Source organism: Mogibacterium diversum, assembly GCF_002998925.1.
Taxonomy (GTDB): Bacteria; Bacillota; Clostridia; order Peptostreptococcales; family Anaerovoracaceae; genus Mogibacterium; species Mogibacterium diversum.
The window spans coordinates 842,333-856,194 of record NZ_CP027228.1 but is presented as its reverse complement, the minus strand read 5'-3'; the positions used below and the strand labels follow the sequence as shown (position 1 = coordinate 856,194).

The 13,862-nt window shown below is 42.0% G+C and carries 11 protein-coding genes and 1 tRNA gene; 11 read left to right on the top strand and 1 reads right to left on the bottom strand.

Features of this window, described 5'->3' with window-relative positions:
* Positions 1 to 142: 142 nt before the first annotated feature.
* Positions 143 to 1,267 (bottom strand): 3-phosphoglycerate dehydrogenase, encoded by a 1,125-nt coding sequence (locus tag C5Q96_RS04030; protein ID WP_106057129.1) that lies wholly within the window; start codon positions 1,265 to 1,267, stop codon positions 143 to 145.
* Between the two features lie 227 nt (positions 1,268 to 1,494).
* On the opposite strand from C5Q96_RS04030, the gene serC reads away from it, so the two are divergent.
* From serC to lon, 11 genes are all read left to right on the top strand, one after another.
* The gene (gene serC, locus C5Q96_RS04025; protein ID WP_106057128.1) at positions 1,495 to 2,586 is read left to right on the top strand and encodes a 3-phosphoserine/phosphohydroxythreonine transaminase; all 1,092 of its coding nucleotides are present in this window, start codon (positions 1,495 to 1,497) and stop codon (positions 2,584 to 2,586) included.
* Positions 2,573 to 3,988, top strand: a complete 1,416-nt coding sequence (locus C5Q96_RS04020; protein ID WP_106057127.1) for a D-alanyl-D-alanine carboxypeptidase family protein — start codon at positions 2,573 to 2,575, stop codon at positions 3,986 to 3,988. The genes serC and C5Q96_RS04020 overlap by 14 nt, the downstream gene beginning before the upstream one ends.
* 36 nt (positions 3,989 to 4,024) lie before the next feature.
* Positions 4,025 to 5,938, top strand: a complete 1,914-nt coding sequence (uvrC, locus tag C5Q96_RS04015) for an excinuclease ABC subunit UvrC (RefSeq protein WP_106057126.1) — start codon at positions 4,025 to 4,027, stop codon at positions 5,936 to 5,938.
* Positions 5,939 to 6,010: 72 nt separating this feature from the next.
* Complete coding sequence (locus C5Q96_RS04010; RefSeq protein ID WP_094234034.1) at positions 6,011 to 6,292, top strand: DUF1292 domain-containing protein; 282 nt, start codon at positions 6,011 to 6,013, stop codon at positions 6,290 to 6,292.
* 127 nt (positions 6,293 to 6,419) lie between these two features.
* Positions 6,420 to 6,505, top strand: a tRNA-Leu gene (locus tag C5Q96_RS04005).
* Positions 6,506 to 6,554: 49 nt separating this feature from the next.
* Entirely contained in the window at positions 6,555 to 7,355 is an 801-nt protein-coding gene (gene murI, locus C5Q96_RS04000) for a glutamate racemase (protein WP_106057125.1), read from the top strand.
* Positions 7,356 to 7,507: 152 nt separating this feature from the next.
* The gene (locus C5Q96_RS03995) at positions 7,508 to 8,122 is read left to right on the top strand and encodes a CYTH domain-containing protein (RefSeq protein WP_106057124.1); all 615 of its coding nucleotides are present in this window, start codon (positions 7,508 to 7,510) and stop codon (positions 8,120 to 8,122) included.
* 74 nt (positions 8,123 to 8,196) lie between these two features.
* Positions 8,197 to 9,513, top strand: a complete 1,317-nt coding sequence (tig, locus tag C5Q96_RS03990; RefSeq protein ID WP_106057123.1) for a trigger factor — start codon at positions 8,197 to 8,199, stop codon at positions 9,511 to 9,513.
* Between the two features lie 39 nt (positions 9,514 to 9,552).
* Positions 9,553 to 10,146 carry an ATP-dependent Clp endopeptidase proteolytic subunit ClpP gene (gene clpP / locus C5Q96_RS03985; RefSeq protein ID WP_106057122.1) on the top strand — a complete coding sequence of 198 codons (594 nt, stop codon included), beginning with the start codon at positions 9,553 to 9,555 and terminating at the stop codon, positions 10,144 to 10,146.
* 13 nt (positions 10,147 to 10,159) lie between these two features.
* Positions 10,160 to 11,431 (top strand): ATP-dependent protease ATP-binding subunit ClpX, encoded by a 1,272-nt coding sequence (gene clpX / locus C5Q96_RS03980; protein ID WP_106057121.1) that lies wholly within the window; start codon positions 10,160 to 10,162, stop codon positions 11,429 to 11,431.
* A gap of 73 nt (positions 11,432 to 11,504) precedes the next feature.
* Entirely contained in the window at positions 11,505 to 13,853 is a 2,349-nt protein-coding gene (lon, locus tag C5Q96_RS03975) for an endopeptidase La (protein WP_106057120.1), read from the top strand.
* Positions 13,854 to 13,862 lie beyond the last annotated feature (9 nt).

The following is a 13,862-nucleotide window of genomic DNA, read 5'->3' as shown; positions in this document are numbered from 1 at the left end:
ATTGCTAATCTGATTAAGAATTTAAAACTGCTGGCAAATGCGTTACGCATCTGCCAGCAGTTTTGTGTTATCAAGTAAGTTTGCTAGATTACAGGCCACATTTCATATTCATAGAGAATCGACAGCCTGAGCACTGTATTTCTTACAGCTCGCGAACTCTGAGGATTCCTTCTCCAGATAGCTCGCCAGATGCATCTGCAGGTACGAGTGCAATCGCAGCACCATACTCTGAGCGGCTCTTGCCAACGCATACGTCGTCAACGCTTCCATAAGCAGCCTTTACAGCAGCCTCAACATCGAGTTCGCCCTTGAATAGAATGCTAACCTTCTTAAATCCTTCCTTAGCTGGAAGTTCAACAGCAGGGAAGTTAACAGAGTTTCTGATAGTTCCCTTCTCTAGGTAATCCATAAGCTCATCAACAGCCATAGCAGCACAGTTCTCTTCAGCCTCTGCTGTGGAAGCGCCAAGGTGTGGAGTAGCGATTACGCCAGTTTTGCCGACTAAATCTTCACTTGGAAGGTCAGTCAGGTACTTTCTGAGCTTGCCAGATTCTAGTCCTGCTAGGATATCCTCGTTCACTACTAAATCAGGTCTAGCGAAGTTAAGTATAATTGCGCCTTCCTTCATGTTGTCTATAAGTGCTTTGTTGATCATGCCCTTAGTCTCAGGAAGGGATGGAACGTGGATAGTTATATAGTCACAAACCTTAACCATCTCAGAGATATCGTCATACATCTCGCATGGGGCAGTGAGGATTGGGTGGATTACTACAGAGTTTCCAACGATGTTCATGCCTAGAGCATGAGCTGCATTTGCAACCTTTGCTCCGATAGCACCTAATCCGATAACTCCGAGAGTCTTGCCAGAAATCTCAGTTCCAGCGAACTGTTTCTTTCCCTTTTCTACCTGTCCAGCAACATCACCTTCGAGAGTATTTGTCCAAGCAACTCCTTCGCAGATGTTTCTAGCTCCTACGATCATTGCAGAGATTACAAGTTCCTTTACGGCATTGGAGTTTGCTCCAGGTGCATTGAATACTACGATTCCTTCATAAGCACATCTGTCTAGAGGAATGTTGTTAACTCCAGCACCAGCTCTGCCGATAGCGAGTAAATTGTCAGAGAAATCCATATCGTGCATCTTGAAGCTACGAACTACAACTCCGTGTGCTGTGTCTATATCTTCTGTCAACTCATACTTGTCTGTAAGTCTACCAAGACCTACCTGTGAAATGTTGTTGAGCGTACCGATATTAAACTTATCCATTCTTAAGTACCTCCTATTGCCTCCCGAGTTAGGGGGCGTGGTCAAAGTGTTGAAAATATAATTCGTTGAACAGCCCATTAATCACGAACTAGACGGCTTGTACACAGCCATAAGTGTTGAAAAATGCACTATTTACGATATTAAGTATAGCATTATTATTCTTTACATTCAATGTTGAAAGTGCTACAATTTTTATGTAAGTTTGAAACAAATTTGGAGGTATTTAAATGGCTACAAATGAACGTGTATTTAACTTCTCTGCAGGTCCTTCAACTCTACCTGTAGAGGTACTAGAGAAAGCTGCAGCAGAGATGCTCAACTACGATGGCACAGGCGAGTCTGTAATGGAGATGAGCCACAGATCGGCAGAGTACAAGCAGATTATTGAGGATGCTGAGAAGAATCTAAGAACTCTGATGAACATTCCTGATGATTATTATGTTCTGTTCCTTCAGGGTGGTGGAACTCTCCAGTTCTCCATGGTTCCAATTAACCTGCTAACTGGCAGCAAGAAAGCTGATTACCTCATCACAGGTAACTGGGCTAAGAAGGCTTATGAAGAAGCTACTAAGTTTGGTGATGTAAAGATTCTTGCAAGCTCTGAGGAAGACAATTATTCATATATTCCTAAGTTTAAGCCAGAGGATATCAGACCTGACGTAGACTACGTTCACATTTGCTACAACAACACAATCTTCGGTACACATTGCAACGAAGTTCCTGATGTAGGTGATCATCTACTAGTTGCCGATATGTCATCTTGCATTCTTTCTGAGGAAGTTGATGTTACTAAGTTCGGTCTAATCTATGCCGGCGCGCAGAAGAATGTTGCACCTGCTGGTGTTACGATTGTAATCGTTAGAAAAGATCTCGTTGGAAAGGCACCTGCTAACACTCCAGTTTATCTAGATTATGCTACTCACGCTAAGAAGGGATCGATGTACAATACACCTCCATGCTACCCAATATACATTGCTGGCGAAGTGTTCAAGTATCTTCTTAAAAATGGTGGTGTAAAGGCTACTCACGAGAGAGATGTTGAGAAGGCTAACCTTCTATATGGCTACCTTGATAAGAGCGAGATGTTCAAGCCATCAGTTGCTAAGGAAGACAGATCGCTGATGAACATTACTTTCGTAACAGGAGATCCAGAGCTCGATAAGAAGTTTATCGCTGGCGCAAAGGAACAGGGTATGATTAACCTTGCTGGTTATAGAACTGTTGGCGGAATGAGAGCAAGCACATACAATGCAATGCCTTTAGAAGGTGTTGAAGCTCTCGTCGCTTATATGGAAAAGTTTGAGAATGAGAACAAGTAACAAGGCTGTTAATTCAAAAAATATTAATAAAAGTTTTGTGAGAATTTTGGTGACCGTCATGGTGATGCTTCTGGTGTCATCATTGATGGTCACCATCAATATTAATACAAGCTTTGCCGCTTCAAAGAAAAAAGCAAAAGCAAAGACGAGCACCATTTCTGCACCAGAGATTGAGGCAGAATCGGCGGTCGTCCTTTCGGCGTCTACGAGTGAGGTTGTTTACTCATCTCGCAAAGACAGAAAGCTCCAACCTGGGAGCACAGTGCAACTCATGGTAGCTATGGTTGTCATCGACAACATGCATGATGATAAAGAATATAAGAACAATGTCCAGATTTCGGATGCTGTCTACAGTGCAGGCACCACATTTCCATCGGGGTCAAATGTCAAGGTCGAAGACCTCATGTACACCATGCTGATGTCAGGAGATGCGGAGTCAGCCAGAGCTTTGGCAATTTATTCAGCAGGTTCGGAGGCGAACTTCGTCGACCAGATGAATTCGAAGGCTCAGCAGCTTGGACTAGTCAATACTAGATATACGAATGCGACTGGAGAGTATGATACTGATCAGTACTCCACAGTTGAAGATACGGCAAAAATTGCCAAAGCAGCATACCAATACGGTGCCATCAAGAGAATGTCTGGCGAAAGCAGTCATACTGTCAAGGTAACAGATGGTGGTGGTGATAAAAAAATTACCAATACGCACCCATTTATGACGGGAAGTGATTCCTACAAAGGGTTTAAGGGCGGTACTTACTCAAAACTCACAGAACCTGAGGGCAAAGAAGTATTCCTAGCATACGTAACTCATAACGATATGAGTCTTGTGGTTGTATTGTTTGACGAAGCGGAGGGCAAGTCCGCAGAGGATGCAACTAAGCTGTTCGACTATGGCTTTAAAAAAGCAACCCAGAAGGTCATTATTAAGAAGGGTGTAAAAGTCGGTAGAGTCAAGGTTAAACATGGTGCAAAAACCAGGATGAAGGTTTATACATCTAGCAAGGGATATGTCTATATTCCTCCAGAGGGGAGTGATTCTCTCGTAAAAACCGAAGCAGTTATATACAATAATGTTGAAGCACCGCTAAAATCAGGCGATAAGGTTGGAGAATACCGCATTTATGTAGCAAATGAGCTTACAGGAACGGTAGATTTAGTTGTCACTGAAGATGATAAAGTGGGGTGGTTGCCGTCTTATATATATATTTCCAATATGATGACGGTAACTATATGTGTGATACTATTCGTAATTTTTCTACTTTTAGTACGTGCTAGAAATATAAGAAGACGTAGGAAGAGATTAAGGGCTCGAAAGCATAAGGAGAAAATCCGTGAGATTGCGAGACAGAGGCTCGAAATAGAAGAGGATAGAAGAAGGCGTAACTGGACTTATAGATAAGAAAAGGGTCAGATATCATAATAGGGACAATATTCAATGTTTAACATCGAAGAGGAGCTTAAAAAATTACCCCTTTCACCGGGAGTATATATGCATAAGGATAGCCTTGGTAACGTAATTTACGTTGGCAAGGCTATTAAGTTAAGAAATCGTGTTTCGCAGTATTTTCATAAATCCTCACAGCAATCACCTAAGGTGCGTGCTATGGTGGATAACATCGCGGAATTCGACTATATTACATGTGCTACGGAGATGGAGGCGCTGATTTTAGAGTGCAATCTCATCAAGAAGTACATGCCGAAGTATAATATCCTGCTCAAAGATGGAAAGACATACCCCTATATAGAGGTTACTGTTAGCGAGGAGTTCCCGCGCGTTATCAGGACGAGGGAAGTAAAGAGAGATGGCAATAAGTATTTCGGACCGTATTCAGATAGCGGGGCTGTTACAAAGATTATAAAGCTGATCGATGAGATTTATCCTATCAAGAAATGTAAGACTAAGGAGTTCCCGGCAAACTTCCGTCCGTGTTTAAACTATCACATCGGGAAATGTAAAGGTATTTGCATAAATGCTGTAGATAAGACCGAGTATGATGAGATGATAGATAGTATTCTCAAGATTCTAAATGGTAAGGATGCTAAACTTATCAAGGAGCTTAAAGAGAAGATGATGTCAGCCTCTGACAAAATGGAGTATGAGGAAGCTGCTAAATACAGGGATTATATAAATGCCTTTAAAGCGCTTGGAGAAACGCAGAGAGCAACTATGGCTACGGATAGAGACATAGATGTACTACTGCCGCTAATTGCTCAGAACAGTGAAATTATCGCTCAATACAAGGTGCGAGAAGGCAAACTCATAGGGCGCGAGATTCACTATATGAATGAACATGATTCTGACCTAAGCAGTACAAGAAATGAGATGGTTTCTGCATTTATAAAGCAGTACTACACGGGAAGTGCCAAGCTGCCTAAGGAGATTTTGCTCACGGAGCACATCGATGAAGAAGATCTCGTCATAGGCCTTCTCAACAACACAAATGAAGAGAATGCAAAGGCGAAGAGTGATACTATGCATCACACCAAGATAATCGTTCCGGAGCGTGGTGAAAAGAAGGCGATTCTTGATCTTGCGATAAATGATTCTTTGCAGGTTATAAAGGGCCTAGATGAAAGAGCGGAGCGCGATGCCGAGAAGAAAGATAAACTTAGAGATGAGATTACGAGGCTAATTAAGAAGGCAGCACAAGTTGAAGGCTCAATTCCGTATATCATTGAAGATGGAGATGATCGCGAATATAGAGTTGAAGCCTATGATATATCTAATATGAACGGCCTAGACACTGTCGGTGCGATGGTTGTATATGAAGGTGCAAAGCCGATTAGAAATGATTATCGAAAGTTTAAAATCAAGAGTGAAGATGCTGAGGGAGATGACTATGCGTCGCTTCAGGAGGTTATCTATAGACGATTAAAGCGTGCAAAAGATGGTGACGCAGGGTTTAGCACATATCCGGATATACTCTTCATAGATGGAGGCCTAGGACAGGTGCATGCGGTACAGAAAGTTGTCTCTGCACTACGTATGTCGATTCCTGTAGTGGGTCTTGCGAAGAATGATGTCCACAGGACTAGAGCTATTGTTTTTGGCGATGGTTCGGAGATTGAGCTCGAAGGAGATCCACTTCTATACAGTTACTGCGGCCGTATCCAAGAGGAAGTTCACAGATTTGCGATAACTTTCCAGCGAGGGCGAAGAACTTCTGCGATGACCAAGTCGGCTTTAGAAGAAATTCCAGGAATCGGACCGTCTAGACGAAGGGAGTTATTAAAGCATTTCAAAGATATTGAATCGATAAAACGTGCTAGCTATGAAGAGCTTCTTGCTTGCGATACCATTAACAGCAGGGCTGCAGAGAGTATAATCGAATACTTTAGCAAGAAATAACGGAAATGCATTGATAAATGAACATATTAATGTTATATTAACCTAACACAGATAGAGAAAAGGAGAGTAACTATGTCTCAGGAAGAACGTAACATGATTGAAGAAGAAGAGGATATAATCACTCTAGAATTTGACGACGGAACTGCAGTTGATTGCGATGTTCTAGGAACATTTGAAGCTGATTCCAAGGAGTATATTGCTCTTGCCCCAATTGATGGAACTGATGATGTATACATCTATGGATATAAGGATATCGATGCTGATACATTTGATATCGTAGATATCGACGATGAGGAAGAGTTCAATACTGCTGTGAAGGCTTTTGAAGCAGCAATGGCAGAAGAAGACGAATAATATAACTGATAGATTATATCGCCGCGCTGATTTTCTCAGCGCGGTTTTGCTATGAGTATTTTATATTTACATTTTTTTTTAATTATTGTATAATATCGCTTGTCTATTTCAGTTTAAAACTGCATGAGCGGATGTGGCGGAATTGGCAGACGCGCACGGTTCAGGTCCGTGTGACGAACAGTCATGAGGGTTCGAGTCCCTCCATCCGCACCACGTGAGCGAGGTTTATATGTAACCTCGCTTTTTTGTTAAGGAGAGGGAGATGGATAATAGAGCAATAGGATTCTTTGATTCTGGGCTTGGTGGCCTGACTAGCGTGCCAGTTCTTAAGTGCGCCCTTCCAAATGAAAAAGTATTATATTTTGGCGATACTGCGAGGACTCCGTATGGTTCCAAGTCACCAGAGACAGTTTGCAAGTTCTCTGCACAGATAGTTGACTATCTGGTTAGCAAGAACGTTAAGCTGATTGTAATCGCCTGCAATACTGTTACAGCAATGGCGCTTGATATGCTGAGAAAAAGGCATCCTGAAGTTCCAATTGTCGGGGTAATAGATCCGACAGCTAGACGTGTAGCCGCAGATAACACTCTCAATGTAGGGATTATCGGAACAAAGGTGACGATAGAGAGTGGGGTCTATGCCGAGAGAATTCATGAACTTAATCCAAATATCAACACCTTTAGCCTAGCTTGTCCGGCTTTTGTGCCGCTGATTGAAGAAGGAATTATTGATAATGAGATAATGGATCTTACAATTAAGTATTACATGGATGATTTTGTAAAGAAAAATCAGCTAGATAGTCTGATTCTTGGGTGCACTCATTATCCGCTTATTGCACCAAATATAAGTAGGCTTTATCCGAAGCTAAGGCTATATAATTCTTCAGCTGAGGTTATAAGCGATGTTGTGGACATACTGACAGAAAGGGATATGTTGGCAGAAGAAAATGACTTCCCAGATAGATTCTACGCCAGTGACCTCTCGGAAAACTTCATAAGAATGACAGATACGCTATTTGAAGGGTATGATACAAAAATTAAATTAAAGAAATTGGACGAATAATACCGCAAAAGCGGTATTTTTTATGTTAAAAGTGTGTAGAAATGCTCAAAAGTGGGTGCCGAAGTGGCTCTCGCATTGACAAAATCAACGGTTTTATGTAAAATCAATTGATATTACGAAAAATGCCGTACTAGCGGCTATTGGGAGTTTATATGGAAACAGAGTTTAAATTTTGTATCGATGACACGTCTCTTGTAGATAAAATTATAAATGATTCAATGCTTGATGATTATGTTGATCGCAATGCATTAGAAGTAATCGACATGAAGGCGGTTTATTTTGATACGGACGATCTTGATCTTCGTAAAGCGGGGATCGCCTATAGGGTTAGATATGAGAACGACCGCATTACTGCTACAGTGAAGTGGGATAACAAGGTTGAAGATGGACTTCACTCTAGAGAAGAGTTCAATTTAGTAATCAACGATGAAAGGTTCGCTATGGAGCCTGACATTGAAGCCTTCGAGTCAAGTGAAGCGTATGATGTGCTTATCAAGGCAGCAGGAAGCAAGAAGTTGAAAGAAGTTATGAAGATGGATTTCACACGTGAATTGCTTAAAATTGACACAGGTGATTCCATAAGCGCTCTCTCTTTTGACATCGGCACTGTTCATGGTGAATCGGGAGACGTTCCTATTTCAGAGATGGAACTCGAATGGTACCACGGAAGTGAAGAAGATTTTAAGTATATTGCTAGTAAACTGGCTGAGAAGTACAATCTTAAAGCGGAGAATATCTCAAAGCTTCAGAAGGGCTTTGCAGAATAGAATATGAAGACTCCACATGTATAACATAATATCAACATTAATTATTTAAGGAACAAAATTTAGGAGGATATATAATGAACACTAATCTGATCTCAAAGGAAAATAACATCGCTAAATTCACCCTCGTATTCACCGCTGACGAGTTCGAGGATGCTATCGTAGACGCATACAAGAAGAACAAAGACAAGTTCTCTATTGATGGATTCCGTAAGGGCAAGGCGCCTAGAAAGATTATCGAGAATAACTATGGCGAGGATATTTTCTATGATGAGGCTTTAAATGGTCTGCTCAACAAGGCTTATCCTGAAGCAGTAGTAGAACTTGACCTTGAGGTTGTTGCTAATCCACAGCTTGAGGTTGGAGAGGTTAAGAAGGGTGAAGACGTAACAGTTAATGCAACTGTTCAGCTCTTCCCAGAGGTTGAAGTAAAGAATTACAAGAATCTGGAGGTAACAAAGGTTGCATCAGAGGTTACTGATGCAGATGTTGATGCAGATCTAGAGAGAATTCAGAAGAGCCAGGCTAGACTTGAGACAGTTGAAGGTCGCAAGACTCAGGATGGTGATACAGTTGTTATCGATTTTGATGGGTCCATCGATGGAAAGCATTTCGATGGTGGAAAGGCTGAGAACTTTGAACTTAAGCTAGGTTCTGGACAGTTTATCCCAGGCTTTGAAGATCAGCTAATCGGCAAGGAAGCTGGTGAGGAAGTAGAAGTTAGAGTTACATTCCCAGAGAACTATAATGCAAAGGATCTCGCAGGCAAGGATGCTCTATTTGAGACAAAAATCCACGAGATAAAGGTAGAAGTTCTCCCTGAAATTGACGATGATCTAGCTAGTGATGTAAGCGAGTTTGAGACACTAGCAGAACTAAAGGCTGATGTTAAGAAGAATCTTGAAAAGAATGCAAAGGATAGAGATGAAGCCCAGATGAAGAACGAGCTTCTAGATAAGCTTTGTGAAGTAAATGAAGTTGAAGTTCCTGCAGCAATGGTAGAAGAAGAAATCGATAGAATGGTTAACGAGATGAATCAGCAGCTCGCTTACCAGGGACTATCTCTTGATCAGTACATGCAGCTTCTCGGACAGACAATTAATGATGTAAGAGAGGGAGCAAGAGAGGATGCCAAGAAGAGAGTTGCTATGAGAATTCTCATCAGAGCAGTTGTTGCCAAGGAGGGTATCGAGGCTACTGAGGCTGAACTAGAGGAAGAGCTACAGAAGTTCGCTGAGCAGTATGGACAGTCTATCGATCAGGTTAAAAAGGTTATGGGTGAAGAAAATCTTAGATTCTTCGCTGAAGATGTAAAGACACGCAAGGCTATCGATTTCATGTTCGATAACGCTAAGCTGGTTGAAAAGAAGGAAGAGGCAGAGGAGAGCAAGTAGGCTCTCAGTCAGATATATCTGCCATAGGGAGGAAGCATAGTGAGTTTAATACCTTACGTAGTTGAACAGACTGGCGGCGGCGAGCGCAGCTATGATATCTATTCTAGATTGCTCAAAGATAGGATTATCTTTATTGACCAAGAAATAGATGATCATCTTGCGAGTGTTGTCGTTGCACAGCTATTGTTTCTAGAAGCCGAGGATCCTGAGAAGGATATTAATATTTATATCAATTCACCAGGTGGCTCCGTAACGGCAGGAATGGGTATCTACGATACGATGAAGTACGTTAAGCCTGATATCGCTACTATCTGCTTTGGGATGGCTGCGAGCATGGGAGCTGTCCTCATGACGGCAGGCACAAAGGGAAAGCGTTTTGCACTACCTAATGCTGAGATTATGATTCACCAGCCACTTGGCGGAGCTAAGGGCCAGGCGTCAGACATCAAGATTCAGGCAGAGTGGATGCAGAAGACAAAGGAAAAGCTCAATAAGATACTTTCTGAAGCGACAGGTCAACCTTATGAAATGATTTTAAGGGATACTGACCGAGACAACTTTATGTCAGCTTCAGAGGCAGTTGAATATGGCCTTGTAGATAAGGTTCTGTCTAGAGATGAATTGAGCAGATAGCTGGAGGTAGAGCTTGGATAACAATCATAATCCAAATGAATTAGTTTGCTCATTCTGTGGCAAGACTAGCTCCCAAGTTAGACGTATAATCGTAGGTCAGGATGTAAATATCTGTAACGAATGCATTGAGCTTTGCTCGGAACTCCTCAAGGAAGATGGGGTGACGGGTGAAGTGCATGAGACGCTGACTACGCTACCAACTCCAAAGGAGATTGCGAGAGAGCTAGGAGAATATGTAATAGAGCAGGAAACTGCAAAAAAGAGTCTTGCTGTAGCTGTTTATAATCACTACAAGAGGATTAAATATTTAGAGCAAAATGCAGATGAGAAGAACAACGATGCAGTTGAGCTTCAGAAGAGCAATGTTTTGATGCTAGGACCGACTGGTAGCGGTAAGACGCTGCTAGCTCAGACGATGGCTCGCATCCTCAATGTTCCGTTTGCAATAGTTGATGCTACGTCGCTAACTGAAGCTGGATATGTAGGTGAAGATGTCGAGAACATTCTCTTAAGACTATATCAGGCAGCAGATGGTGATCTTGATAGAGCGCAAAAGGGAATAATCTATATCGATGAGATTGATAAGATTGCGCGCAAGTCTGAGAATACATCTATTACTAGAGATGTAAGCGGGGAGGGAGTGCAGCAAGCACTTCTCAAAATTATCGAGGGAACGGTGGCAAACGTACCACCTCAAGGCGGACGGAAGCACCCAATGCAAGAATTTATCCATTTCGACACTAAGGATGTGCTATTCATATGTGGCGGTGCTTTTGCTGGGCTTTCGACAATAATAAAGCGCAGGCTTGGAAATAAGGTTATCGGCTTCAATGGTACAAATGATTCTGCTCACGATATCGATGAGAAGGAGATTTTGTCGATGGTGGAGCCGGAGGACTTGCTAAAGTTTGGAATTATCCCAGAACTGATAGGAAGACTTCCTGTAATCGTTTCACTTGATGAACTGAGCGAAGAAGCTCTCAGCAAAATCATGAAGGAGCCTCGTAATTCGCTAATTAAACAGTATACAACCATGCTTGCTATGGACAACATTGAGCTTGAGGTTGAAGAAGAGGCAATTTCTGCCATAGCTAACAAGGCAATTGAGCTTAAGACAGGTGCTAGAGGCCTGCGAGGGATATTTGAGGGCATGATGACAGATGTCATGTATGAGTTGCCGTCAAGAAATGATGTGCACAAGTGCATTGTCACTAAAGAGACTGTCGAAAAGGGTACTATGCCTATTTTAGTGACAGATTCTGAAAGCAAGGAAAAAGACGCATAAAATTTCAAATGATATCTCAAGGCGGCATTAATGTTTGATGCCGTCTTGTGGTATAGGGACTTAAGGAGGGAGTATGAAAGTTAGAGTACCATTCATACCACTTAGGGGACAGACCTTCTTTCCAAATACAATAGTTGGATTTGATATCGGAAGAGACAAGTCCCTTAAATCGCTTGATGCTGCTATGAGCGAAGATAAACATCTCATTGTAGCAACTCAAAGAGATATTTCTATAAATGCACCAAAGGAAGAGGATATATTCACGACTGGTGTAGAGATTCGTGTTAAACAAGTTATAAAGCGCCATGAGGAGTACGTGAGAGTGCTCGCAGAGTGTGTAAACCGTATTAGGCTTTCTGCTGTATATGACGAAGATGACACTCTATATTGCGATTACGAAGTACTTGATACTATTTCTGAAGAGAATTATGAACTAAATGTTATCGCTCTTGTAAGAGTGCTTAAAGAGACTTACTTCAGTTATGTCGAGATGAGTAACTCCGGAGAAGCTGCTGCACGGGCTCTGATAGATGGGGTAGAAGATCCGGTAGAACTCGCCTACACTATAGCGGGAGAACTTGCTGTGCCGTATGATGTTCTGCAAGGACTACTAGAGTTGAATTCAGTAAATGAGTTGATAGAGCAGCTTATTGAGACAATTTCTAGGGAAAACGAGGTTTTGACACTAACAAAGCGCATTAACAATCGTGTTATGCAAAATATGAATAAAGGTCAACGTGAGTATTATCTACGTGAACAGCTGAATGTCATCAAAGAAGAACTTGGCGAGAATGATGATGATTCTGATGATGAGGCGGATGGATGGCTTAAAAAGCTCGATGAACTTAAATTAGATGAGAAGGTTGATGAAAAGCTTCGCAAGGAAATCAGTAAATTCCGTAAGATGAATATGATGAGCCCTGATGCAAACGTGAGCAGGACCTACATAGAGACTATTTTGGAGCTTCCTTGGAACAAAGAGTCAAGGGTTAATACGAACATCAGAAAAGCTGAAAAAACACTTAATAACGAGCATTACGGTCTAACAAAGGTTAAAGAGAGGATTATCGAGCAGCTTGCTGTTATGCACCTTACAAAAGGAGCAAAGGGACCCATCATCTGTCTCGTTGGACCTCCGGGCGTCGGAAAGACATCTATAGCTCGGTCAATTGCTCATGCTACTAATAGAGAGTTTGTGAGGATGTCGTTAGGTGGAGTTCGTGATGAGGCAGAGATTAGGGGTCATAGACGCACCTATGTTGGCGCAATTCCTGGTAGAGTTATCAATAACTTCATAGAAGCTGGGACGAATAATCCGCTGTTCTTACTCGATGAGATTGATAAGATTGGAAGCGATTTTAGGGGAGATCCTGCATCCGCACTGCTAGAAGTGCTAGATCCAGAACAGAACAAGACGTTTACAGATCATTATCTTGAAGTGCCATTTGATCTATCGAGAGCAATGTTTATAACCACCGCAAACACAACTCAGACCATTCCAAGAGCTTTGCTCGACAGAATGGAAGTCATTGAACTCTCAAGTTATATCGAGGAGGAAAAGGTTCATATTGCAGAGAATTACCTGATTCCAAAGCAGCTTAAAGAGCATGCTATAAGAAAGAGTCAGCTATCGTTCTCTGAATCAGTAATTCGCGATATAATCAACTACTATACGAGAGAAGCTGGTGTTCGTAATCTGGAGCGTGCAATCGGATCGATTTGCCGTAAAGTAGCAAAAAATATTTTAACTGAGAAGAAGCATAGGTACTTAATTACATCTAGAAACCTTGAAAAGTATCTGGGTAAAAAGATATTTAGAGAGGATCTCGATGATTTAAGTCCTCAGATTGGTGTAACAACGGGGATGGCATGGACGGCTGTTGGAGGGGTAACCCTTGAGATTGAAACAATCAAGATGCCGGGAAGCGGAAAACTCATACTGACTGGTCAGATGGGGGACGTGATGAAGGAGTCGGCTCAGGCAGCTCTGGGTTATATCAGATCTGTAGCTTCGAAGTACGACATTCCAGATAGTATATTTAAGGATAACGACCTTCAGGTTCACATTCCTGAAGGTGCAACTCCAAAAGACGGACCGTCAGCAGGCGTGACGATGTGTTCAGCTCTTTTCTCTACTTTGTCTGGCAAAAGGGTTAGGAGAGATGTCGCTATGACTGGTGAGATTACACTGAGGGGTAGAATCCTACCGGTAGGTGGAATCAAGGAGAAAGTGCTCGCAGCGTACAGGCAGGGGATTAGAAAAATACTTCTACCTGCTGACAATAAGCGTGATACTGAAGAAATACCGCTATCAGTCCGCAAAAAGCTTGATTTTGTGTTCCTCGAGACAGTTGAGGATGCATTTAAAGAGATTATACTTGAGGATGAGGCGAGCAAAAAACAGGATAAAGCAAGTAGTTAAAGAGGATGA